General features: G+C 59.1%; 19 protein-coding genes. 15 read left to right on the top strand and 4 right to left on the bottom strand.

The features are described from left to right. Window positions 1–4: 4 nt before the first annotated feature. The 3 genes from CLU87_RS13805 to CLU87_RS13795 all read left to right on the top strand — a co-directional run bounded on the left by CLU87_RS13805 (window position 5) and on the right by CLU87_RS13795 (window position 3,730). Window positions 5–958: a nitronate monooxygenase family protein gene (locus CLU87_RS13805; RefSeq protein WP_099730798.1), complete on the top strand. Its 954-nt coding sequence runs from the start codon at window positions 5–7 to the stop codon at window positions 956–958. A 282-nt stretch (window positions 959–1,240) separates the two neighbouring features. Next, complete coding sequence (locus CLU87_RS13800; RefSeq protein ID WP_099730797.1) at window positions 1,241–2,371, top strand: ABC transporter substrate-binding protein; 1,131 nt, start codon at window positions 1,241–1,243, stop codon at window positions 2,369–2,371. Between the two features lie 240 nt (window positions 2,372–2,611). Then, window positions 2,612–3,730, top strand: a complete 1,119-nt coding sequence (locus tag CLU87_RS13795) for an acyltransferase (protein WP_099730796.1) — start codon at window positions 2,612–2,614, stop codon at window positions 3,728–3,730. A 78-nt stretch (window positions 3,731–3,808) separates the two neighbouring features. On the opposite strand, the gene CLU87_RS13790 is transcribed toward CLU87_RS13795, so the two are convergent. After that, complete coding sequence (locus tag CLU87_RS13790; protein ID WP_099732182.1) at window positions 3,809–4,189, bottom strand: hypothetical protein; 381 nt, start codon at window positions 4,187–4,189, stop codon at window positions 3,809–3,811. Window positions 4,190–4,424: 235 nt separating this feature from the next. Here CLU87_RS13790 and pilV point away from each other — a divergent pair, with 235 nt between their 5' ends. From pilV to CLU87_RS13745, 9 genes are all read left to right on the top strand, one after another. Beyond that, complete coding sequence (pilV, locus tag CLU87_RS13785; RefSeq protein WP_099730795.1) at window positions 4,425–5,075, top strand: type IV pilus modification protein PilV; 651 nt, start codon at window positions 4,425–4,427, stop codon at window positions 5,073–5,075. Then, the gene (locus tag CLU87_RS13780; RefSeq protein ID WP_099730794.1) at window positions 5,072–6,121 is read left to right on the top strand and encodes a PilW family protein; all 1,050 of its coding nucleotides are present in this window, start codon (window positions 5,072–5,074) and stop codon (window positions 6,119–6,121) included. Before pilV ends, CLU87_RS13780 begins: the two co-directional genes overlap by 4 nt. A gap of 1 nt (window position 6,122) precedes the next feature. Next, window positions 6,123–6,767, top strand: coding sequence for a PilX N-terminal domain-containing pilus assembly protein (locus CLU87_RS13775; protein ID WP_099730793.1), 645 nt, complete (start codon window positions 6,123–6,125; stop codon window positions 6,765–6,767). 14 nt (window positions 6,768–6,781) lie between these two features. Then, complete coding sequence (locus tag CLU87_RS13770; RefSeq protein WP_099732181.1) at window positions 6,782–10,978, top strand: pilus assembly protein; 4,197 nt, start codon at window positions 6,782–6,784, stop codon at window positions 10,976–10,978. Beyond that, entirely contained in the window at window positions 10,975–11,490 is a 516-nt protein-coding gene (locus tag CLU87_RS13765; protein ID WP_099730792.1) for a type IV pilin protein, read from the top strand. Before CLU87_RS13770 ends, CLU87_RS13765 begins: the two co-directional genes overlap by 4 nt. A gap of 2 nt (window positions 11,491–11,492) precedes the next feature. Continuing rightward, window positions 11,493–12,056, top strand: coding sequence for a GspH/FimT family pseudopilin (locus CLU87_RS13760; protein ID WP_233193784.1), 564 nt, complete (start codon window positions 11,493–11,495; stop codon window positions 12,054–12,056). 237 nt (window positions 12,057–12,293) lie between these two features. Next, on the top strand, window positions 12,294–14,900 hold the full coding sequence (gene clpB, locus CLU87_RS13755; RefSeq protein WP_099730790.1) for an ATP-dependent chaperone ClpB: 2,607 nt from the start codon (window positions 12,294–12,296) through the stop codon (window positions 14,898–14,900). A 75-nt stretch (window positions 14,901–14,975) separates the two neighbouring features. Continuing rightward, the gene (locus tag CLU87_RS13750; RefSeq protein WP_099730789.1) at window positions 14,976–15,329 is read left to right on the top strand and encodes a hypothetical protein; all 354 of its coding nucleotides are present in this window, start codon (window positions 14,976–14,978) and stop codon (window positions 15,327–15,329) included. A 147-nt stretch (window positions 15,330–15,476) separates the two neighbouring features. Beyond that, the gene (locus CLU87_RS13745) at window positions 15,477–16,916 is read left to right on the top strand and encodes a coniferyl aldehyde dehydrogenase (protein ID WP_099730788.1); all 1,440 of its coding nucleotides are present in this window, start codon (window positions 15,477–15,479) and stop codon (window positions 16,914–16,916) included. On the opposite strand, the gene CLU87_RS13740 is transcribed toward CLU87_RS13745, so the two are convergent. Next, the gene (locus CLU87_RS13740) at window positions 16,888–18,786 is read right to left on the bottom strand and encodes a hybrid sensor histidine kinase/response regulator (protein WP_099730787.1); all 1,899 of its coding nucleotides are present in this window, start codon (window positions 18,784–18,786) and stop codon (window positions 16,888–16,890) included. The genes CLU87_RS13745 and CLU87_RS13740 overlap by 29 nt on opposite strands. Beyond that, the gene (locus CLU87_RS13735; protein WP_099730786.1) at window positions 18,773–19,408 is read right to left on the bottom strand and encodes a response regulator transcription factor; all 636 of its coding nucleotides are present in this window, start codon (window positions 19,406–19,408) and stop codon (window positions 18,773–18,775) included. Before CLU87_RS13735 ends, CLU87_RS13740 begins: the two co-directional genes overlap by 14 nt. A 163-nt stretch (window positions 19,409–19,571) precedes the next feature. Here CLU87_RS13735 and CLU87_RS13730 point away from each other — a divergent pair, with 163 nt between their 5' ends. The 3 genes from CLU87_RS13730 to CLU87_RS13720 all read left to right on the top strand — a co-directional run bounded on the left by CLU87_RS13730 (window position 19,572) and on the right by CLU87_RS13720 (window position 22,207). Next, complete coding sequence (locus CLU87_RS13730) at window positions 19,572–20,177, top strand: hypothetical protein (protein ID WP_099730785.1); 606 nt, start codon at window positions 19,572–19,574, stop codon at window positions 20,175–20,177. 167 nt (window positions 20,178–20,344) lie between these two features. Continuing rightward, window positions 20,345–20,866: a GNAT family N-acetyltransferase gene (locus CLU87_RS13725; protein WP_056065189.1), complete on the top strand. Its 522-nt coding sequence runs from the start codon at window positions 20,345–20,347 to the stop codon at window positions 20,864–20,866. A gap of 174 nt (window positions 20,867–21,040) precedes the next feature. Then, window positions 21,041–22,207: a class I SAM-dependent methyltransferase gene (locus CLU87_RS13720; RefSeq protein ID WP_099730784.1), complete on the top strand. Its 1,167-nt coding sequence runs from the start codon at window positions 21,041–21,043 to the stop codon at window positions 22,205–22,207. Window positions 22,208–22,223: 16 nt separating this feature from the next. On the opposite strand, the gene CLU87_RS13715 is transcribed toward CLU87_RS13720, so the two are convergent. Next, window positions 22,224–22,757 carry a hypothetical protein gene (locus CLU87_RS13715; protein ID WP_099730783.1) on the bottom strand — a complete coding sequence of 178 codons (534 nt, stop codon included), beginning with the start codon at window positions 22,755–22,757 and terminating at the stop codon, window positions 22,224–22,226. Window positions 22,758–22,921: the final 164 nt, after the last annotated feature.

The raw sequence follows: 22,921 nt of genomic DNA, 5'->3' as shown, positions 1-22,921 counted from the left end.
TGCCATGTCCAAACTGCCTCCCGTGTTGCAAAACCTGTCGCTGCCCGTCATCGGTTCGCCGCTGTTCATCATCAGCAACCCCAAGCTCGTGATCGAGCAGTGCAAGGCCGGTGTGGTGGGCTCCATGCCCGCGCTCAATGCCCGCCCTGCCGAACTGCTGGACGAGTGGCTGGCCGAGATCACCGAGACCTTGGCGGCCTACAACAAGGCGAACCCCGACAAGCCTGCTGCGCCGTTTGCCATCAACCAGATCGTGCACAAGAGCAACGACCGGCTGGAGCACGACATGCAGGTGTGCGCCAAGTACAAGGTGCCGATCATCATCACCAGCCTGGGTGCGCGCGAGGACGTGAACCAGGCCGTGCATGCCTGGGGCGGCGTGGTGCTGCACGACATCATCAACAACAAGTTCGCGCACAAGGCGATTGAGAAGGGCGCTGACGGCCTGATCGCCGTGGCGGCCGGTGCTGGTGGTCATGCTGGCACCAAGAGCCCGTTTGCGCTGATCCAGGAAATCCGCCAGTGGTTCGACGGCCCGCTGGCGCTCAGCGGCTCTATTGCCAGTGGCGGCGCGGTGCTGGCTGCACAGGCCATGGGGGCAGACTTTGGCTACATCGGTTCGGCCTTCATCGCCACCCATGAGGCCCGCGCCAGCGAGGCCTACAAGCAAGCCATCGTGGACGGCAATTCGGACGACATCGTCTATAGCAACCTGTTCACGGGCGTGCATGGCAACTACCTGGCGCCCTCGATCCGTGCGGCCGGCATGGACCCGGACAACCTGCCCGAGTCCGACCCCAGCAAGATGAACTTTGGCGGCGACGCCAAGAAGGCATGGAAAGATATCTGGGGCTGCGGCCAGGGCATCGGCTCCATCAACGCCGTGACCAGCACCGCCGAACTGGTCGCCAAGCTGCGCGGTGAATACGAGGCGGCCCGCGCCCGTCTCAAGCTCTGAATCTGCGCTCTGTGTGAGGGGCGGTGGCTTTGTGTCTCTGGGGGCATTCGGCCGTCCCTCTTCCCTCACCCCGCCGTTTGTTTCGCCCGCCATGTGTATCCACACATAGCGGGCGAATGTCTTTGTGGGATGTGTTCTAGCGGTGTCTTTGCGGTGACGCACCCGAGGGGAAACCCGCGTGAGGAGGAGAAGTCCCCTACCGATAATGGTGATGAAAAATAATCAATGAATGCCGGTGCCACGTTCGCCGGCCCTGTCACCATGTTGCGAGGGAGATGCCCGATGTTCCGTGCTTTTGTGTGCCTGCTGGCCGTATGCGCCGCCACCCTGGTTCATGCCCGCAATGAAGGCGTGACGGCCGATGAAATCCGGCTGGGTGCCTCGGTGGTGCTGTCGGGGCCGCTGGGGCAGCAGACGGCACAGTACGGGGAGGGCTCGCGACTGCTGTTCGACGCGGTGAACGCGCAGGGCGGGGTGCATGGCCGCATGATCCGGTACACCACGCTCGACGATGCTTTCGACCCGCAAAAGGCCGTCGAGAACACCCGCCAGCTGCTGGAAAACGACAAAGTGTTCATGATCTTCCACAGCACCGGCACGGCGCAGACGGCTGCGATCCTGCCGCTGATCAAGGAGCAACGCACCCTGTTGTTTGGCCCCGTCACGGGCGCCTCGGTGTTTCGTGAGGCGTTCAATCCCCATGTGTTCCATGTGCGTGCGGGTTATGCGAACGAGGCCAGCAAGATCGTGTCGCAGTTGCGCCAGCAAGGCATCACCCGTGTAGCCGTGTTCTTTCAGGACGATGGCCTGGGCAAGACACTGGCGGGCGAGCTCAAGAAAGCATCGGAAGAGGAGAAGCTTCCCTTCCTGGCCGAGATCAAGGTAGACCCAAAGCAGCCCGACTTTGCCGCAGCCGCGCAAGCGACCGAGAAAGTCCAGCCCCAGGCTGTGATCGTGGCCACGGGCGGCACCACCTTCACCAGCTACATCAAGGCCGTGCAGGCCACGGCAGCGCGGCCTGCCTACTACGGGTTCTCGGTGGCCAGCATGGACGTGATCCAGCGCGAACTCAGGGACAAGGCGCGGGGCATCATCCTGGCGCAGATCATGCCTTCGCTGCGCAACACCACCATCCCGGTGGTGGCCGAATATCTGAGCCTGCTGCGTGCCAAGTCGCCCGGCGCTCAGCCCTCGGCTTCACAGTTTGAAGGTTTTGTCCACGCACGCTTGCTGGTGGAAGGGCTACGCCGCGCGGGGCGCAACCTGACTACCGAGTCGTTCTCCAAAACGATGGAAGAAGCTGGTGAAATTGCTTTTGGTCGTTTCAGCGTGAAGTATTCGCCGCGCAACCACAATGGATCGACCTATGTGGAGCTGGCTATCGTGGACGCGGAAGGCAGTCTGCGTTACTGAGGGTCTCCACGCTTCGCGCGATGGGCGGACTCTCGTTCATCGAGCCCGCTGCAGGTGATGGCAGACCAGCGGGAGATAGTGCAGCTGTGCAAAAAATCCTCTAACGGAGGACAATAGCGGGTTTTGTTGTTCCATCCTCGGTCCAGTTCGTCTTGCTGCTTTGCGCAAAAGGCGAATGAGCGCGGAGGGAATCCGGATATCCAGCGGCGCACTGCCCGCAGGGATTCAACACCTCGCCCTATGTCCTCGTCCACATCCCGCACACCCTCGATCGACATGATCAAGGGCATGGCTTGCGCCACCATCGTGTGGCACCACTTGGCCTTTTATGGCCCGATGTCCGACATCGCCCATCCCTTGGCTCCATCACTCATAGCGTGGCTATATGACTATGGGCGCATGGCGGTGCAGGTGTTTCTGGTGTTGGGTGGGTACCTGGCTGCTGCGAGCCTTGCGCCCCAGGGCTTCGCTCGTTTCGATCATGCGGGCACCGCCATTGCCAAACGCTTCGTGCGGCTTGTGGTGCCTTATGCCGTGGCGTTGATGCTGGCGGTGGTGGTCGCCGCCCTCGTGCGGCCTTGGATGGAGCACCACTCTGTGCCCGACCAACCCACCTTGTCACAACTGTTGGCGAACGCTTTGCTGCTGCAGGACATCGTGGGTGAAGGTGCTTTGTCGGCTGGCGTGTGGTACGTGGCCATCGACTTTCAACTCTTTGCGCTGACTGTGCTGATGCTGGCCGGTGTACGCGCGCTGCCTGTGCGCTGGGTACAGCACCATGCAGCGGCCTTGTCGCAGGGGCTGGTGCTGTTGGTGGCTGCTGCCTCGCTATGGGTTTTCAACCGCATCGCGGGGTTGGACATGTGGGCGCTGTACTTTTTTGGTGCCTACGGCCTGGGCATGCTGGCCTACTGGGCGGTGCGGGCGCCGCAGGCGCAGGCATGGGTCTGCCTCATGGCGCTGCTGGTGGGGGCAGCGCTGGCGGTGGATTTCCGGGCACGCATTGCCGTGGCTGCGGTCACGGCCTTGTGCCTGGTGGTGGCGATGCGCTCTGCGCGCATGCGCAGCTTTCCCGGTGTGTCGCCGCTCGTAAAGCTCGGCCAGATGTCGTACTCGGTGTTTCTGGTGCACTTTGCCGTGTGCTTGCTCGTGAACGCGGTGGTCAGCCACCTCTGGCCTACATCACCAGCGCTGAACGCCGTGGGCATGCTCCTGGCGTTTGGGCTGTCGCTGGCAGCTGGGCGTCTGTTGTATCTGCGAGTGGAGCGTCATGTGCCATCGTGGTCAACGGCCTTGCGCTGGCAGCTGGGGCTGGTGGGGGCGGGTATGCTGGTGGTCATTACCAGCAACTGGGCATAGCCCCTAGGCTGAGACCGCAGGGGCAGGCCGACTGGGCTGTTTTTTTGAGCGCGCTATATCCTTCAGCCCAGTGCAGTGCTATCGCAAAAGCTTGCGTTCCCGCCGTTTGCGTTGCTTGTCCAGAAACCACGCCATGAAGGGCAGCAGCAGCATCGAGCCGGGGATCACCCAAATAAAAAGATAAGGGCTGACCGAAGAGGCAGACCGCATCACATCCCGCAGGTGGGCACGTTCCTCGGCACTCCAGGTGCCCTGGCGGCGCTGCTGCACCAGCCAGACCACCGAGCCTTTCATGGTGGCCATCTCGCGGCGCAAGCGGCTCTTTTCTCTACTGTTGCCCGCTAGAAAAGAACAAAACCACTCCGGCGCTCGCTCCATGCGGCGCTGGAATGCCAAGGTTGAGTCAGGGTCAAATTCGCCAGCTGTGTTCAGGCTTTCAGGGCGTTGCGGAGAGGCCATCGTGGGCGACATTGTCTCCGCTGCAGCGAGCGGTAGCAAACGCGCTGATCCGAACTAGACAATTTGGGGCTGTAAGCACCGATGCGTTGCGGTGCGCGCAGTTCTGCGCAACCGGTCGCTGCAAAGTGCGCTAAACAGAGCGCGCAACGCTCTTTGGCGCTTAGCGGTCAATTCGAGGGCCCAAACGGTGCGTTCCTGACTACTCCAAACTTTGGGGGCTCCGTAAGATAGGGTTATGAAACATCGATCTACATTTGCGCTCAATTGCGTCCAAGTATTCGGTCAAGATGCGGATGTTCGCAGCATCGAGCGGGGCTTCACGCTTGTGGAGGTCTTGGTTGCAATTGTGATTCTCGCCTTTGGTATGTTAGGCACGGTAGGCATGCAGGCGTTTGCCATTCAGGCCAATCGTGATGCGAAACTCCAATCCCAGGCTGTGGTGTTTGCGCGTGAGCTTGCTGAAATGATGCGTGGAAATAAAGAGATTGCTGTGAAAACCACGGCAGCTGCCAATCCTTACTTGGTAACTTCAATGACCATGGCGACGCCAAGCTTTTGCATGAGAGTTGCCAATGCATCCACAGGTTGCACTTCCACACTGGATGTAGCGAGTGCAGAAATGACGGATTGGTTAGCTCGTGTAGCTGCTGAACTACCGGACGCAAGAGTCACTGTCTGTTTCGATGGAGCTCCATTCGACGCCAATGGCCTCCCCCAATGGACGTGTAATGCGACTGGTGCTGATGAAATCGTGTTCATCAAAATCGGCTGGACGCGCTCATCAACGGACAAGAGTCAAACTGGTAGTGCTGCGCTTGAGAGGGCGAGCGACAGCGGTAGTCGCCCTTATGTCGTATTTCCTGTGACGAGTGGAAACGCACTATGAAGAAGTCCATGCAGTTCCATCCACTGTATACGCCGCAGTCTAAGGCTCATGGTCAATGTGGCGTCACGCTAATTGAACTTATGGTGGCAATGAGTCTGGGGCTCTTGGTTGCGCTCGCTGCTGCTGCTTCTTTGCTGATTTCCCGCCAAGGGTTTACTGCAGTAGACGCTTCTTCGCAATTGCGGGACAACGGCAGATATTTGCAAAGCTTGACCCAGCGACTTGGCGTGCAGACAGGTTACAGAGATCCAAGATTTGCAACGGATACGACCCAAAAAGCCAATCAGGCATATGGGACTAGCACTCCCCCGCCAAACGTTTTTGGACTAAACAACGCTTCTCGCACATCTACTACTACGTGGGATGCTGGCACCACCCGCACCTCAGGGCAGTTGGGCTATGGAAGCGATATTCTTGTTCTTCGTCACCAGACAAGCTCAGCGAATCCAGATGCTACTACCTCTGACGGGACGATGATTGACTGTGCTGGTGTTGCTTCACCGGCGGTCCCTACAGGGCTCGACGACAAGTTAGTGAGTATTCTGCATGTTGGCACTGGCGTAGACGGGGAGCCGGCCCTCCTTTGCTCTCGATCGGATACTGGGGCTGCTCCCTATGACGTACAGCCGATTATTTCTGGTGTGGAGAATTTTCAAATTCTCTACGGGGTTGATGGTATTGGTCCAGGAAATACTACAGTTCCCATTCCGTCTTCTTCGGCAGACTCCATTCCTGAACGATATTTGAGAGCTGATCAGCTAACAGTTTCTGGTAATGATGCTGCTACATTTGCTAACTGGCAACGGGTTCGTAGCATTCGAATCGGTGTGGTACTCCGAGGCGCGCCTGGGTCCGCGATTGACCGGGTGACGCAGACCTTTTACCCATTAGGTGTAACCAAAGGAGCCACAGGTGGAGCATTAGGGTCTGGTTTTGCTAATAATACTGTAGACCCTGGGACTGAATACACACCTGCGGTCGATGGTCGATTACGGCAGACGCTCACCTTCACCATTCATTTGCGCAACTTTCAGGGTGAGTATTAATATGATGGCAATTCATTCAGCAGCGAGGTGTCGAGATTTTGCACACGAGAGGGGTTTGTCCTTGATCGTTGTGATGCTGATCCTGATTGTAGCCTCCGTGCTTGGTGTAGGTGGAATACAGATAGCAATGATGGCGGAGCGAGGCACCCGAAATGAAAGAGATATGCAAGTGGCATGGCAGGGTGCGGAGGCCGGACTAATCGATGCTGAATTTGATATTGAAGGGCTTCCTGCTTCCTCTGCGAACAAAAGAAATACAATTTTTAAGCGCGGTGATGTGGATCTTGCAAAGTTTATTGACAATTGTGGAGACTCTGGGCAGAGCATCGGGCTGTGTTCTCTGAAAGAGACAGGAAAGCCAGCTTGGTTGATAGTTGATTTTACAACTTCAGGCTCGGGTGCAAAGGCTGTCGAGTTAGGCACTTACACTGGACGAGATTTCCCATCTGGTGTTAAGGGCACGCAGCCCGCCCGGCCACCACGGTACGTCATTGAGCCTATTTTGGATCGTTATGGAGTCAAATCCTATAGGACCACAGATCCTTCAGCTGGATCGGGCCCCTCCTACGTATACCGGATTACCTCAATGGGGTTTGGTCCTAATGCAGAAACACAGGGCGTGCTTCAAATAATCTATAGAAATTGAGCGAAGAAATTGATATGCCAAAACTCTCTCAAAGTCTCACGGGCAGCAATGGCTTATTGGCTAAAAAGCTTTGGAATGAGCTGGCTCAAAAGCGCGTTTCATATGCGTTGTGGGTTCTGGTGCCGGTCTCTATTGCAATCTCTTTTGTTGCAACAGGTGCTGGGGCGCCCCCTGCAATACCCCCTGTTGTGCTTGCAGCCGAGCCCCTCTACGCTGCTTTAGTGGTCGATAAGCCAACGATTGCGTTGGCGCTTTCAGTAGAATTCCCTACTGTCGGAGCCCAATACGTTCAGACTCCCGGATCCTCTGATGACAGCGCGTACAGTTATGAGAATGAATATCTCGGATATTATGATGCGGAATCATGTTACGCCTACAATAATGCGCCTACCGAAACTCGTCCATCAGGCTTGACACTATCTGATTACAAGCGTTTTGACCGCAGTGGTGCAGCAACCAATAGAAAATGTGCCGGTGAAAACTTCAGTGGTAATTTTTTGAACTGGGCTTCTAGTTCTGCTGTTGATATGCTGCGTTTGGCGCTTTCAGGCGGAGATCGTTATATCGATACATCCTCGCTTACTATTTTACAGCGTGCAGTTCTGCCTGATGCCTCAGTTTCAACCAATTTCTGGAATGGCACCAATTTTCCGTCTAAGAATTTGACGCGAGCTGGTAAAAGTGGGGCTAATGATTTTTGGGGCGCTATCCCCCAGTCAATGCGTAGTGCGGCTGGAACAAATAATATTGCCATCGCAAACGATAGCAATAAAATATACTTTCGTGCTGGTTCTAAGCAAGGGACTACTAAGGCCAGTGCAAGCAGCTATACGTTGGGCTCTAGCGGATCCAGCATATTAAACACCGATGGTTATTTTTTCGCGCGTGTACAAGTGTGCGATAAAAATGGCGCAGGGGACTTGCTTGATAGCAGGGATTATAAGCTGTGCAAGCAATATCCTGCTGGAAACTACAAGCCTGTAGGGGCCATACAAAAGTATAGCGATCAGCTGCGTCTTGCGGCATTCGGTTATATGCCGCAGAGTAAGAATAACAGCGCTGCTGGCGCTACATTTGGCGGTGTCCTTCGGGCACCAATGAAATATGTGGGCTCAAAAACATATAATATTAATGGGCAGGATAACACGGCCAGTGGTGGTAATCCTAACGCTGAGTGGAATTTGAATACCGGCGAATTTATTAAGAATCCTGATTCGGACGTAGAATTCGGAAATAGTGGTGTTATCAATTATCTTAATAAATTCGGAAGAACTGGGGCTACTCAGGGGCTTTACAAATATTACGACCCCCTTGGTGAACTTTATTATGAAACATTGCGTTACTTGCAGGGCCTGCAGCCTAGCCCTGCGGCAATCGGATCCATTACCACGGCAATGAAAGACGGGTTCCCGGTCTACACTAGTTGGAGCGATCCTTATGGTGGGGGGCGCACTCCGAGCGCCGACTACTCCTGCTTAAAAAGTAACATCGTGGTCATTGGGGATGTGAATATCGACAGCAGCGGATCGGCTCGATATCCGAGTTTAAGTGCTGCAAACAATGTTCCGGATATCGCTTCTTGGCTTAGTATCGTAAACAATTTTGAGAAAGGTACTGTAGTAAGCTACCTAGATGGTCAGGGCGTGAGTCGCAATACGGGAAATCCAAATGCTACAAACAGCAGCATGCCATCAGACAAGATGATCGGATTAGCATACTGGGCGCACACGCATGATATTCGTGGTAGCAACTGGACGGGAGAGGCTGGGAGCGGGGGGAAACAACGGCCAGGATTACGAGTAAAAACATTTTCATTTGATGTTAACGAGTTTGGTGATCAGCTTAATGATAATACTCGAAGGAATTTGAATGAGCTGTTCATGGTGGCTAAATATGGTGGCTTTCAGTCCGATCCAAGTAATCCAGGGAAAAAACCATTTAATACTTTTGGTAATCCATTTAAAAGGCAAGATGGAACTAACGACAACGATGTCTGGCGTGATCCAATTCGGCTAGGGCCCAACGGTGCTGCAGGGGGTATTGGCGAAGCCAGCACTTATTATTTGCAGAGCAATGCACGAGGCGTACTATCTGCTTTTGATGAAATTTTCAGTCGCGCATCCACTAGTTCGCGTAGCGTGGCTGGTGGTGGTTTGAGTACCGGAGCCAAGGTTACCTCCAATTCGGTATCCTATTCCGCAAAGTTTGACACTAGCAATTGGAGCGGCGATGTCGTTGCTGAGCCCATCACGCAAGACGCCAGCAATAACCTCACCGTCTCAACCCAGCTGTGGAGTGCTGCGCAGCGCCTGGACAACAGGATTTCACCTGCTAGTAATCGTAAAATTTTCGTGGGCCGTTCAGGAGCAACGTCTAGCACTACCGCCACGACTTTTACTTGGACGGCAATCGATGGGGCGCTGCAGGATATGTTGAATAAGCCGAGTCCGGCGGCGGCCCCTGATGGGTTGGGTGCAGATCGACTTGCTTATCTGCGCGGCGATCGGACCAAGGAAGGTGCTCCATTTAGGGTTAGGAGTTCATTGCTGGGTGATATCGTCAATTCTAATATCTCATATTCTGGTGCGCCTTCTAAAGCTCACACGGGTACAGGATATGCAGCATTTCGTGCTGCTTACGATTCCCGTCCTGCTGCTGTTTTTGCGGGGGGCAATGACGGTATGCTCCATGCATTCAATGCGGCAACGGGCGACGAATTGTTTGCGTATATTCCGAGTTGGGTGGGTCGTAATTTGCCAGCATTGGCCGATCCTGCATTTTCGAACAATCATCAGAATTATGTTGATGCACCATCAGTGATTTCAGAGGCGCAGGTGGCTAGTACCGGTGCGAGTACTGATTGGAAGACAGTGCTCGTATCTGGCACCGGTGGTGGGGGCTCCGGAGTATTTGCACTGGATATATCCGATCCTGTCAATTTCGGCGCCTCCAATGTAATGTGGGAGTTTACTCGCGCAGATGATGCGGACATGGGTCAGGTTGTCGGTGCTCCGAAGATATTGAAAATAAAAACTAGTGGAACGAGTGCTACGGTAACCTATCGCTGGTTCGCCGCTGTCGGAAGCGGGGTAAACAACTATGTCCCTGATGCTGATAATCGATTTAGCGCTACAGGCCGTCCTGCACTATTCTTGTTGGCATTGGATAAGCCTGCTGGTGTTGCCTGGTCATTAGGTGCAAATTATTTCAAGATATCTGTGCCTACGGATTCGTCGGTCGCTGATTCAAATGCTACAGGTTTGGCTAACTTCAGCGCTTTGTATGGGACTCAGGGCGAGATGACTGATATTTACATGGGCGATCTCCATGGAGCTCTTTGGAGACTTAAATTTTCCGGCAAGGTTCCAGCTGATTGGAGTATGGATAAGTTGTCTTATTTTGATAAAGGTAGCGCGGGGAGTCCCATTCCTTATCCGTTATACCTTGCGCGCACGGGCGATGCGTCGCCGAAGGTTCAACCTATTTTTGCAGCACCGACTGCATTTGCGGGGCCTATAGTGGGTGGGGTTGAGTCGTTTTACATAGTTTTTGGAACTGGGAAGTATCTTGAGTCTGGAGATAATATTTCGACGACTGCTCAAACTTTATACGCAGTTTATGATAATGGATCGACTGCTGCTGATAATTCACCTGCGAGCTTGAGCGTGATTACGGGCCGAGGACGACTACAGGGAGGTGTTGTTAATACAACCACCAAAGTAATTACCGTAAGCGCTTTCAAATGGGGTAGGCCGTCCGCGAATTCTGACACCACAAGCCGTGCTGGCTGGTATTTTGATTTGCCTGTTTCAGGGGAAAGAATTGATCAAGCCGCACTTGACCTGGGTACTTTAAATGCTGCGGTAAATTCCAAAATTCCTGGCTCGACTGCTGCTGGAGCGGGATCATGTTCTAATACTCTCGGTAGTGGTAATCAATACTTTTTGAGTATTAATAACGGCTCTGCGTCTTATGTGCCTTCAAGCCTCGGCTTACTTGGACCCCCGGTCCTGTTATCGAATGATTCGGAAATGGTTGTGACGCCTTCTGACAGTACCGGAAGACGCTTGCGTACGACCACGCTTCGCCGTTTCACGCAAACGCAGAGTGGTATCGACACCAGTGCTCCGCCTGTCACGACTAAAGAAACAATTGGACGTTTGAATTGGCGGCAAATTTTTAATTATCAGGATATGAAGAGTGCGCCATGAGTAATGATGAAAAATATTCAACGGGGTTCACGCTAATTGAACTCATGATTGTTGTGGCAATTATTGGAATTTTAGCTGCCGTCGCTTATCCCGCTTACACGGACTCGATTCTTAAGGGGCGTAGAGCCCAAGGTAGGGCTGCAGTCGCACAACTGCTTCAACAGCAAGAGCGTTACATAACGCAACAGAATTGCTATCTTGGATTTACGACAAATTCATCTACGGGTGCCGCTACTGCGACTTCACCTGGCGCTGCCTGCGGAGGCGTTACTGCAGCCTCAGTTCCATTCAAGACATTCTCGGGCGATACCTTGGCCAACTCCCATTACATATTAAGTGCAGATGCGTGCCCTGCTGGTGCAGGAACTTTGTCAATTGGAGACTGCGTCAGAGTCGTAGCAACCCCCGTCAAGGCCGATCCAAAAGTTGGTTCTTTGCAGATGACTACTACTGGTGCCAAAACTTGTACTGGAACTGCGGCTTCGACGGATCCTAAGCTTTGCTGGCCATGATAATGAAAATTCGTAATGGCGGATTCACGCTTATTGAGTTGATTGTCACTATAGCTATAGCTGCTATCTTGGCAGGCCTTGCTGTGCCGAGCTTTGTGCAATATCAACGCAATTCAGAACTTACGTCGTTAGCGAACTCACTTTTGGCGGCAGTGAATACAGCAAAAGGTGAGGCTATGAAAACTGGAAGAAATGCCTTTGTCATTCCCCAAGGTTCTGGCTGGAACAGTGGGTGGATAGTGTATGTTGACATGAATCGCGACGGCTCATATACACAAGGCACTGACACGGCGATTCAAGCTCAAGATGCTCCCAAGAGCTACTTCAATATCACAGGTAATAATACTGCTGCTGGTTCTGCACCTTACATTAAATTTGATAACTCGGGTTTCTCTGTAGATAACAGTGCCGCACCAGTGGCCTTGAGCTTGACCATAGCTAGAACAGACACGTCGAGCTCAAGTGCCCTTGAGGAGACTAGGCGTATTGTTGTAGCACGGACTGGCAGAGTGCGGACATGCAAACCAAGCACTGATTCAAGCTGTACTAGTTCAGCAACTCAATAAAAAATTCGTGGAAAGTGGGGTGAGGCAAGTGCAAGTGACTCATTCGGTAAACTGATTTGCTAAATTTTAGGTATCTCTGATCGAATATTCGACTGGTCCCGGTTATGAGTTGTGGGTACCCTCAAACATGTAGGATCACCAACTTTTCCCTGGATACAGGTCGACGTTCTCTCGCAATCACTGCTTGAAATCGGGTAGCCCCGCCTCAAGTTCAGTGCAATTCGGAGGACATAGACCATGCGTCTCGACAAATTCACCACCAAATTCCAGGAAGCCCTGAGCGATGCACAGAGCATTGCACTAGGCAATGACCACGCCTACATCGAGCCAGTACATGTGCTGCAGGCCATGCTGCAACAGGACGACGGCCCGAAGGCGTTGCTGCAGCGTGCGGGCGCCAATGTGCCCGGCCTGCTGGCGGGGGCCGAGGCGGCGGTTAAGCGCCTGCCCCAGGTGCAAGGCAACGACCAGGTACAAGGCGGCCCTGAGTTGGGGCGTGTGCTCCAGGCCACCGAGAAAGAGGCGATCAAGCGCGGTGACCAGTTCATCGCCAGCGAGCTGTTTTTGCTCGCCGTGATCGACAGCAAGGGCGAAGCCGCCAAGATCGCCAAGGACAACGGCCTCACGCGCAAGAGCCTGGAGGCCGCCATCGACGCCGTGCGCGGCGGTCAGAAGATGGACAGCGCAGAGGCCGAAGGCCAGCGTGGTGCTCTGGCCAAGTACTGCCTGGATCTCACCGAGCGCGCTCGCCTTGGCAAGCTGGACCCCGTGATTGGCCGCGACGACGAAATCCGCCGTGCCATCCAGGTGTTGCAGCGCCGCACCAAGAACAACCCCGTGCTGATCGGCGAACCCGGCGTGGGCAAGACCGCCATCGTAGAAGGCCTGGCCCAGCGCATTGTGGCGGGCGAAGTACCCGAGAGCCTCAAGGGCAAGCGCGTGCTCAGCCTCGATATGGCCGCGCTGCTTGCGGGTGCCAAGTTCCGGGGCGAGTTTGAAGAGCGCCTGAAAAGCGTGCTCAACGAACTGGCCAAGGACGAAGGCCAGACCATCGTCTTTATCGACGAGCTGCACACCATGGTAGGCGCGGGCAAGGGCGAGGGCGCGATGGACGCGGGCAACATGCTCAAGCCCGCGCTGGCGCGTGGTGAGCTGCACTGCGTGGGGGCCACCACACTCGACGAATACCGCAAGTACATCGAAAAGGATGCAGCACTGGAGCGGCGCTTCCAGAAGATCCTGGTCGGCGAGCCCACCGTGGAGGCGACCATTGCTATCCTCCGCGGCTTACAGGAGAAGTATGAGGTCCATCACGGCGTGGACATTACCGACCCAGCGATCGTCGCTGCGGCCGAGCTGAGCAATCGCTACATCACGGACCGCTTCCTGCCTGACAAGGCGATCGACTTGATCGATGAGGCCGCGTCCAAGATCAAGATCGAGATGGACTCCAAGCCTGAGGTGATGGATAAGCTCGACCGCCGCCTGATTCAGCTGCAGATCGAGCGCGAAGCGGTGCGCCGCGAGAAGGACGAGTCCTCACAAAAACGCTTTGCGCTCATCGAGGAAGAGATCACCAAGCTGCAAAAGGAAATCGCCGACTACGACGAGATCTGGCAGTCTGAAAAGGCCCAGGCGCAAGGTAGCGCTCATGTGCGCGAGGCCATCGACAAGCTCAAGTTTCAGATCGAGGAATTCACTCGCAAAGGCGACTTCAACAAGGTGGCCGAGTTGCAATACGGCAAGCTGCCTGAGTTGGAAAAGCAGCTGAAGGAAGCCCAAGCGCAAGAGGCTGGCAAGGACGGCGCGCCCGCCACGCGCCGCCTGCTGCGCACGCAGGTGGGCGCTGAGGAAATCGCTGAAGTGGTGAGCCGCGCTACGGGCATTCCCGTGGCCAAGATGATGCAGGGCGAAAAAGACAAGCTCCTGCAGATGGAGTCCAAGCTGCACGAGCGTGTGGTGGGCCAGCAAGAGGCGATTGCCGCAGTGGCCAATGCGATTCGTCGTTCGCGCTCGGGGCTGAGTGACCCCAATCGGCCCACTGGATCGTTCCTGTTCCTCGGCCCCACGGGCGTGGGCAAGACCGAGCTGTGCAAGGCGCTCGCGGGCTTCCTGTTTGATAGCGAAGACCACCTGATCCGCGTCGACATGAGCGAGTTCATGGAGAAACACTCGGTGGCCCGTCTGATCGGTGCGCCGCCCGGCTATGTGGGCTACGAGGAGGGTGGCTACCTGACCGAGGCCGTGCGCCGCAAGCCCTACAGCGTGCTGCTGCTCGACGAGGTGGAGAAGGCCCACCCCGACGTCTTCAACGTGTTGCTGCAGGTGCTGGACGACGGCCGCCTAACCGACGGCCAGGGCCGCACCGTGGACTTTAAGAGCACGGTGATCGTGATGACGAGCAACATCGGCTCGCATCTGATCCAGGCCATGGTGGGGCAGGATTCGGAAGACATCAAGGAAGCCGTCTGGGGTGAACTCAAGAACCACTTCCGGCCTGAGTTCCTGAATCGCATTGATGAGACCGTGGTGTTCCATGCGCTGGATGCCCAGCACATTGCCTCGATCGCCAAGATCCAGCTGCAGCTGTTGCAATCCCGGTTGGCGAAGATGGATTTGGAGTTGCAGGTGTCCGACGCTGCCTTGGCAGAATTGGCCAAGGTGGGGTTCGACCCCGTGTTTGGCGCACGGCCGCTCAAGCGGGCGATTCAGCAGCGCATAGAGAATCCGCTGTCCAAGCTGTTGCTGGAAGGGCGATTCCCACCCAAGAGTGTGATTCCGGTCACCGTCAACCCTGTTCTGGAGCCTGGCGTGTTCCAGTTCGGAGTCGCCCCGCAAGAGTGATGTGGGCTCGGGAAGCGGTTGCGGTGTGATTCAGCACCGCAATCTGCATCCCAAGTTGTGAAGGAGAGGTGTCGTTTGAATGATTTTGTTGCGGGTGTCGTGAGCTTTCTGTTGCGTCTGGTCGTCATTGCCATGGGCTTGGTCCTGTTTGCCAGCCTTTTGGTCGCAGCCATGTTGCTTGCGCTGGTGTGGGTGCTGCGTGCAGGCTGGGCGCGCCTGACAGGACGACCGGTGACGCCGTGGGTGATGGGTGTGGACCCACGCACAGGCTTCAGCACGGTCTTTCGGTCTACGCAGCGGTGGTCTGCTGGCCGCCGAGGCAATAGTGCGCCTGAAGGCGCCAGTGAAGACGCCGCCGCATCGCGCCGTGGCGGCATCCTGCCGGGGGCGGCACAGGTCACTGACGTAGAAGCACGCGAAGTGCGTTGACGTGGCAGTGGCGGCCGCTGCACTTTGGCTGCCACCAACCCCATTGCATGAGAGCCCCGTGGTACGAGCGTAAGCCTACGGGCGTCAACCCTAGGGCGCCTGCCTTTTTGTGACGCGCCCATCGGGGGTGTCTCCTATCATCCGTCCATGACACCAGCCGATATCCGCGCACATTTCGATCTTCAGTTCCAGGCCAGCCGTGCGCACGTGGACGTGCCGCTGCTCGTGCGGCGAGAGCGTTTGCTGCGCTTGCGCAAGTTGCTCGATGAGAATGGGCCTGTGCTGGCGGCGGCCGTGCAGGCCGACTTTGGCATGCGGTCACCCCGCCTCACGGAGGTGGCAGACTTCTTGGTGCTGCGCACCTTGCTGTCGCACACGCTGCGCCACTTGGCAAAGTGGGTCAAGCCCCGAAAGGTGCATACGCCGATTCACCTTCAGCCGGCCCACGCCTTCATCCAGCGCCAGCCCATGGGGGTGGTGGGGGTGATTGCACCGTGGAATTACCCGGTGCAACTGGCCCTGGCACCTGCCATCACCGCGCTGGCTGCGGGCAACCGCGTGATGCTCAAGCCCAGCGAGTTGACGCCCCATACCTCGGCCCAATTGGCGCTACTGGTGGCGCAGTTCTTTGCCCCCGACGAATTCTGTGTGGTGCAGGGAGACGCCAACCTGTCCGCATTCTTTGCCTCGTTGCCTTTCGATCATCTGGTGTTCACAGGCTCCACGGCGGTGGGCCGCAAGGTGGCGCAGGCGGCAGCGCAGAACCTGACACCGACCACGCTGGAGCTGGGCGGCAAGTCGCCCTGCATCATCGACGGCCATTGCGACATGGCGGACGCGGCCGTCAAGATTGCGCACGGCAAACTGCTCAATGCGGGGCAAACCTGTATTGCCCCCGACTACGTGCTGCTGCCGCGCGGCCGTGAGGGCGAATTTGCGCAGGCTTACCGGGCCGCAGTGGCGCGCCTGTTCCCCACCATCGAGGGCAACGCCGACTACGCCTCCATCATCACGCCCCGCCACCATGCCCGTTTGCGCACGATGCTGCAGCAGGCGCAAACACAAGGGGCAGAGGTGCACACGATCGACCCTACCGACGGCAAACCTGTGGTGCCCACCGTGGGAACGCTGGGCGACGGTGCAAGCCGCCAGATGCTGCCCACGCTGGTGTTTGGTGCCACCTCGCAAATGCAGCTCATGCAGGAGGAAATTTTTGGTCCCATCCTGCCCGTGATCTTGTACGAGCGGCTGGACGATGCCATTGCCCACATCAACAGCGGGCCCCGCCCGTTGGCGCTTTATTGGTTTGGCCAGAGCGAGGCCGTGCGCGACGACGTGTTGCGCCGCACCGTCAGCGGCGGGGTGACGGTGAACGACACGCTGATGCACATTGCGCACGACAACCTGCCGTTTGGCGGTGTGGGCGACAGTGGCTGGGGCGCTTACCACGGCGAGCAGGGATTTCTGCGCTTCTGCCACCAGAAGTCGGTGCTGGTGCAGTCGCGCTGGGCCATGGGCTCGCTGTTCTATCCGCCCTATGGGGCAAAGTTCGACCAGGTCATGGGGCTGCTGCGCCGCTGGTTGTAGTGCTTTGTGTGAGTTGCCCGGGTGCTGTCTGACCGTCTTCCGGTTCGTCGTCCACCCTGGCAGCAGGCAGCGGCGGTTGGGTGATGAGCTGCACCATCGCATCGCGCAGCTGGCCGGTGGACACCGGCTTGTGCAGTAGCAACGCGGAGGTGGACTGCGCGTCGCGCAGGCGCTGGGGCGAGGTGTCACCCGTCATGATGATCGCGGGCACGTTGGTTCCCAGGTAGGCTCGCAGCGCCTGCAGTACCTGTTTGCCGGTTTCTTCATGGCGCAGACGGAAGTCGGTGATGATGATGTCGGGCGTCACGTCCTCCAGGACTTCCAGGGCGTCTGCGCTGGATTCTGCCGTCATGCACTGGCAGCCCCAGCTTTGCAGCAATGACTGCATGCCCAGGCGCACGGCCTCGTCATCGTCGATGGCCAGCACCTTCAGGCCTACCAGGCTGCGGCCGTCCTGGGGTGTGGTGGCATCGTCCTCCAGCGCTCCCTGCCAGCGGTCAAGCCACAGCCTGAAGACAGACCCCTTGCCAGGCTGCGAGCGCAACTCCACGGAGGTCCGCATTTCACGCGCCAGGCGCTGCACGATGGCCAGGCCCAGGCCCAGGCCCTTGCGGCGGTCGCGCTCCGGGTTGCCGAGCTGGTGGAACTCCTTGAAGATGTGTTCCCACTGGTGCTCGGGGATACCCGCCCCGGTGTCCCACACCTCCAGCGCCAGCCGCTTTCCGCGCGTGCGGCAGGCAATCAGTACACCGCCCTGGGCGGTGTAGCGCAAGGCGTTGGAGATGAAGTTGTGCATCACCAGGCCGACCAGGGAGCGGTCGGCAAACGCGGCGGCAGAGGTCTCGCGGGTGCGGTACACCAGGCCGGCCGTGTCGGCCTGCACGCCAAACTCCTGCTCCAGCGCAGTGAGCAGGGGCTGCACCGCAAACGCGGCTGGCCGCACCTTGACCACGCCGGCCTCCAGCCGGGAGTAGTCGAGCAGGGTGGTGAGCATCTCGGCCGCAGCGCCTGATGCGGCATGCGCATGTTTCAGTACGGTGCGCTGGTGGTCATTGAGCGGGCTGCGGTGCAGCGATTCCAGAAACAGACCCATGGCATGCAAGGGCTGGCGCAGGTCATGGCTGGCAGCCGCCAGAAAGCGGGATTTGTCGCGGTCGGCCTGCTCGGCGGCTTCTTGGGCCGCCAGGGCCCGCTGCGACTCGGCCCGCAGCTGGCTGACCAGGCGTTCGTTTTCCAGCTTGAGCGCAATGCTGCGCCTTGTGGCACGGTCGGCCGTGCGTGCCTGCAGGCAGGTCAGCGCGTAATACACCCCGGTCAGGAACAGCGCAGGCCACATCACGGGCCCGCCCGCCAACGCCACTGACAGCATCACGCCGCCGATGGCGCTGGTGAGGTAGGTGACGTAGGCCCGGTACAGTGGCGCGCCGAGCCCGAGCGCTCCCGACGAGACGGTGCTGATGATGCCGATGGCGTAGATGACGCTGTCGGAGTTGCCCCAGTACAGCACCACATAGCCCAGGCTGCCCCAGCTCAGGCCCATGGCCGCCATGCAGGCGATGAGCTTGCGCGCGGCCTGCGGCGCCGGGTCCACAAACGGTGCAATGCTGCGCAGCGTGAGGTACACCCCGGCCACCACCAGCGTGTGCGAGACCAGCCATACGGTGATGGCCTGCGTGTCTGCCACGCGGGCCATGACCCAGAGCGTGCCCAGGGCCGTGGCCAGCGATGCCAGCAGCGTCATCGGAAAGTTCTGTCGCAGCAGGGCTACCTGTTCGCGCAGGACCTCGTCGCGCTCCCACACCGGCCAGCCCCAGCGTGTGGGTGGTATCACCGGTTCGAGGGGCAGCGGACTGGTTTCAGAGGGGGTCATGAAGCTGCGGGGTGGACAGGCCCAGGCGCTGGGCCGCCAGCAGCGCAGCGCTGCGGCTGTTGACGCCCAGCTGCGCAAAGATGGCCGCCACATGCACACGCACCGTGTTCTCGCTCAGCCCCAGGTCGCGGGCGATCACCTTGTTGGGCCTGCCCGTGCACAGCAGCGACAGCACATCCAGCTGCCGTGCCGTGAGGGATGGCGTGTCGGGCCCCCGCACCGTGGCGCTGTTGCCGCTGTTGATCGGAAAACACGGCTGGCCTGACAGTGCGCAGCTGATGGCCTCCAGGATGTCCTCGGCGCTGGCGGACTTGGGCAAAAAGCCATCGGCCCCGCGCGCGCGCGCTTCGTGGATGGCATCGGGTGCCACGCTGGCCGACACCAGAACGATGCGCGCCCGGGGGCACGCCTGTCGCAACAGTCGCAGGCCGTCCAGCCCGCTCATGCCGGGCAACTGGATGTCCAGCAGGACCAGGTCGATCTCCGCCTGCTGCAGCGCGCAGGCATCGGCGATCGATCCGGCCTCGGCAATGCTGCCCACGCTGGGGTGGTCCTGCACGATCAGGCGTAGCCCCGTGCGGAACAGGGTGTGGTCATCCACAAGCAAAAGACGGGCAGTCATACAGGCAAGTATTGCGCACAACCGGGTGTTGCGGGCTAGTCCATTTGTGCGATGGACGCACGGATGTGCACTTTCTAGACTTTCCGTCAAGCATTGAAAAGCACTTTGGGTGCGCACCAATGCGCAAACCTTCGTAACCACTCTCCGTTTTCAAAGGGTTCCCATGACGATCAATGCACACACCCATGGCGCCAGCACCTCCGAAGCAGGCCTGCACCACAGCGAACGACGACCCGCGGCCAACCCTGGCGCAGCCCATGCGGGCACGGGCCTGGGGGGCAACAGCGTGGCGCTCATCGTGCAGGAGCACTGCCCCGACATGCTGGCGGCAGCCGGCGTGGTGATCGAGCACCTGGACGCCCAGGCTGGCACCTGGCAGTTCTCGGCCGACGCTGGGCAGACCTGGCGTGGCATCCGCACCGACCTGATCAACCGGCCGGGCAACCTGGGCCTGGCACTGGACCGCGACGCGCGCCTCCGGGTGCTGCCCTTTGGCGGCCACCGGGTGACGGGGGCGCGGGTGGCGTTCCATACGGTGCAGCGCAGCCATGGCCAGGGCAACGGCAGCTACCGTGCGTATGCCAGCGAAGACCGCGATGGCGGTTCGCGCACCGTCACCCTGGTGCTCAGCCTCGCGGCCATCAACGGCGCCCCACCGGCAGTGCATGTGCCCCGCCCCCGCAACAAGCGCGCGATGGTGCAGCGCGCAGCGGCAGCGGCCACTGCGGCTGCGGGGAGCGCCTTGTCGGGCGCCATGGTCATGGCCTGAGGGTCGGCTGCGGGCCCCTGCGCATGCGGGGCGTGGGGGGCGAAAAGCGAGGCAGGGAGGCGTGACCGACAGGGCTGCGCTACCCGCCTGTCAGGGTGGAAAAACCGTTTGCGGCGACAATGCCGGTCCTTTTGTTTTTTCATTCCCCGTTTTCGTTCGGTTTTTTCATGTCAAGTATCCAGGTTCGTCCCGCTACGCTTCGCGATGCCAAAGCCATCGCCCAGATCCACACTGTCTCTGCCCAAGAGGCTTACAAAGGACTGGTGCCAGACGAGCAGTTGAAATCCATGTCGGTCGAAAAGCGCCAGGCCTACTGGCGCGAGGCCATTGAATATTGCGAGCCCCAGGTCCAGGTGGCGGTCGATGGCGAGAAGATCGTCGGCTTTGTCGGCTACGACCGCTCGCGCGATGAAAAGTCCCGCCCCACCACTGGTGAAATCTGGGCCATCTACGCGGCTCCCACCCATTGGAACCAGGGCGTAGGCCTGGCCCTGTGGGACGCTGCTCGTGATGGCCTGCAAGAAGAAGGCTGCACCAACGTCACCGCCTGGGTGCCGCTGCGCAATGAACGCGCGCTGCGCTTTCATGAGCTGGCCGGCTTCAAGCGCGAGCTGTCCACTGCCAAGACCGCCGTGATCGGCGGCGTGAAGATCGAAGAAGTGCGCCTGAAGCGCCCGATCAACGCATAAAGTGCGACGACACCCCCCTGCGTCGCTGCGCTCGTTCCCTCCGCTCTGGCTTCGCTGCGCTGCGCGGGCAGGGGGACGATGCCTTCGCTGCGGGGCGGCCCTTGCTCGGCATGCCCGGCCTGCCGCGCGCCTGTTTCCCATACTACGGACTGTGCGCGGCACTGTCAGACTCTGATGCCAACAAATCCTTCCACCATCCACTGGACCCACCAAGGCCAGCCCCAGCAAGCCCTGTGGCGCTCCGAGAGTGGCGCCTCAGCACCGCGCCGGGTAGAGGGGGCTGACGACACGCTGGCCGCCGACACGGCTTACCGCATGGCCTGTGAGGGGACGGGGTTGCTGTGGCAGGGTGATTTCCAGAACGCGCGGCACCTGCTGCAAGCGCTGATGCGCCGGGCCGACAAAAAGCCCCGCAAGGCGGCTGCAAAGGCGTCTCAGAAACTGGCGGCGGCCACGGCGGCCGAAGCGTTTCACCTGCACCGCCAGGCACAAGCGCAGCGCGCGCGGGTGCTGGCGTCGGTGCTGATTCCGCTGGAGGGGGACTACAGCATTGCGCTGCGTCGCGCGCCCGACTGGCGCCAGGCCTGCACAGAGGCCTGGGGGCCTGCGACCGGCGAGCGCTCGGTGGCCACGCTGCGCGAGCTGCTGGGGCTGGTGGGCGCGCATGAATGGCGCAAGAAAGGGGTCGAAATCCCTGCGCTGGGTGCCCCGCCGCTCAACCGCATTCACCCGCACTATGGTGTGTTCTCGCCGGTGCGTGGCGAATACGTGGGGCTGGTGGCAGCAGCACCTTTGCCCAGCAAGGCCCTGGCGTTTGATATTGGCGTGGGCACGGGGGTGTTGTCGGCCGTGCTCGCGCGCCGTGGCGTGCAGCGCTTGGTGGCCACCGACCAGGACCCCAGGGCACTGGCCTGTGCGCGCGAGAACCTGCAGCGCCTGCAGCTGCTCGACCGTGTCGAGTTGCAGCAAGCGGACCTGTTTCCACCGGGCCGGGCGCCGCTGGTGGTGTGCAACCCCCCCTGGGTGCCGGCGCGCGCCAACTCGCCCATCGAACACGCCGTGTACGACGAAGGCAGCCGCATGCTCAAGGGCTTTCTGGCAGGTTTGGCGGCACACCTGGAGCCCGGCGGCGAGGGCTGGCTGATCCTGTCGGACCTGGCCGAACACCTGGGCCTGCGCCCGCGCGAACATCTGCTGGCCTGGATTGCCGAGGCGGGCCTGGTGGTGCGTGGCCGCCACGATGTGAAGCCGGTGCATGCCAAGGCTGCCGACGCGCAGGATGCGCTGCACGCTGCGCGTGCGGCCGAGGTCACGTCTCTGTGGCGGTTGGCTGCGGCCTGAACCCGCACAGACCGGCTCAATCCAGCAGCGCAGGCTGCGTAGTGGCAAAGTTTGCAGCCACCGGGCTGGCTGGCAGTAGCTGGTCCAGCCGCTCACGCAGGCTGGCGGCACGCTCGGCGCCTGCAGCGAGTGCCACTTCTTCAAACATGGCTTCGCCCACGTCCAGCATGCTGGTGCGGTCCTTGGCGGCGCGCAGCGCCTCGCGGAAATGCTGTGCCAGCACGGGGTCGCGGCGCGCAAACAGGCGCTCGCAGGTGTCAAACAGGTACATGCGCGCACCGGCCAGCGACCGCAGGGACTCACCCGGTGCCGGGCGCTCGATGGAGGGGGCGGTGGGCTCCGGCGTGGGCGGCAGGTCTGCCGGACCGGTCAGGTAGCCCTGGCGCATCAGGTTCTCGACAATCTGCGCGCCAATGCCGTTGTACATGGCTTGCAGGTCTGACAGCGGTTTGCCGTCGGCCAGCAGGAGCAGGGAGCGTTCGCGCAGGCTCAGGGTGCGCACACCAGGCGAGAGTTCCAGGCGGGCTTTGTCGGTTTTTTGCAGCAGCATGGGGTGTCTCCGTGGCGGTCGGTCTCTGGAGCGACGATTCCACCAGCCGGGCGTGACGCCGTGATGACCCCTTGGGATGTCCTGCATCACAATCGTGGGCTGGCTGGCGCTGCCTCAAGCGCCGCATGCCTGCGCAATTGCTCCTTATTTGATAGCTGCTTGGG

The sequence above is a fragment of the Acidovorax sp. 59 genome, assembly GCF_002754175.1.
Lineage (GTDB): Bacteria > Pseudomonadota > Gammaproteobacteria > Burkholderiales > Burkholderiaceae_C > Acidovorax > Acidovorax delafieldii.
Note: the sequence above shows the minus strand (reverse complement) of the source record. Positions and strands in the feature narration are given on the sequence as shown.

What these genes read in the sequence shown, in the direction of transcription:
- CLU87_RS13805 (WP_099730798.1), top strand. Translation starts at nt 5, where the DNA reads ATGTCCAAACTGCCTCCCGTGTTGCAAAACCTGTCGCTGCCCGTCATC.
- CLU87_RS13800 (WP_099730797.1), top strand. Translation starts at nt 1,241, where the DNA reads ATGTTCCGTGCTTTTGTGTGCCTGCTGGCCGTATGCGCCGCCACCCTG.
- CLU87_RS13795 (WP_099730796.1), top strand. Translation starts at nt 2,612, where the DNA reads ATGTCCTCGTCCACATCCCGCACACCCTCGATCGACATGATCAAGGGC.
- CLU87_RS13790 (WP_099732182.1), bottom strand. Translation starts at nt 4,189, where the DNA reads ATGGCCTCTCCGCAACGCCCTGAAAGCCTGAACACAGCTGGCGAATTT.
- pilV (WP_099730795.1), top strand. Translation starts at nt 4,425, where the DNA reads ATGAAACATCGATCTACATTTGCGCTCAATTGCGTCCAAGTATTCGGT.
- CLU87_RS13780 (WP_099730794.1), top strand. Translation starts at nt 5,072, where the DNA reads ATGAAGAAGTCCATGCAGTTCCATCCACTGTATACGCCGCAGTCTAAG.
- CLU87_RS13775 (WP_099730793.1), top strand. Translation starts at nt 6,123, where the DNA reads ATGATGGCAATTCATTCAGCAGCGAGGTGTCGAGATTTTGCACACGAG.
- CLU87_RS13770 (WP_099732181.1), top strand. Translation starts at nt 6,782, where the DNA reads ATGCCAAAACTCTCTCAAAGTCTCACGGGCAGCAATGGCTTATTGGCT.
- CLU87_RS13765 (WP_099730792.1), top strand. Translation starts at nt 10,975, where the DNA reads ATGAGTAATGATGAAAAATATTCAACGGGGTTCACGCTAATTGAACTC.
- CLU87_RS13760 (WP_233193784.1), top strand. Translation starts at nt 11,493, where the DNA reads ATGAAAATTCGTAATGGCGGATTCACGCTTATTGAGTTGATTGTCACT.
- clpB (WP_099730790.1), top strand. Translation starts at nt 12,294, where the DNA reads ATGCGTCTCGACAAATTCACCACCAAATTCCAGGAAGCCCTGAGCGAT.
- CLU87_RS13745 (WP_099730788.1), top strand. Translation starts at nt 15,477, where the DNA reads ATGACACCAGCCGATATCCGCGCACATTTCGATCTTCAGTTCCAGGCC.
- CLU87_RS13740 (WP_099730787.1), bottom strand. Translation starts at nt 18,786, where the DNA reads ATGACCCCCTCTGAAACCAGTCCGCTGCCCCTCGAACCGGTGATACCA.
- CLU87_RS13735 (WP_099730786.1), bottom strand. Translation starts at nt 19,408, where the DNA reads ATGACTGCCCGTCTTTTGCTTGTGGATGACCACACCCTGTTCCGCACG.
- CLU87_RS13730 (WP_099730785.1), top strand. Translation starts at nt 19,572, where the DNA reads ATGACGATCAATGCACACACCCATGGCGCCAGCACCTCCGAAGCAGGC.
- CLU87_RS13725 (WP_056065189.1), top strand. Translation starts at nt 20,345, where the DNA reads ATGTCAAGTATCCAGGTTCGTCCCGCTACGCTTCGCGATGCCAAAGCC.
- CLU87_RS13720 (WP_099730784.1), top strand. Translation starts at nt 21,041, where the DNA reads ATGCCAACAAATCCTTCCACCATCCACTGGACCCACCAAGGCCAGCCC.
- CLU87_RS13715 (WP_099730783.1), bottom strand. Translation starts at nt 22,757, where the DNA reads ATGCTGCTGCAAAAAACCGACAAAGCCCGCCTGGAACTCTCGCCTGGT.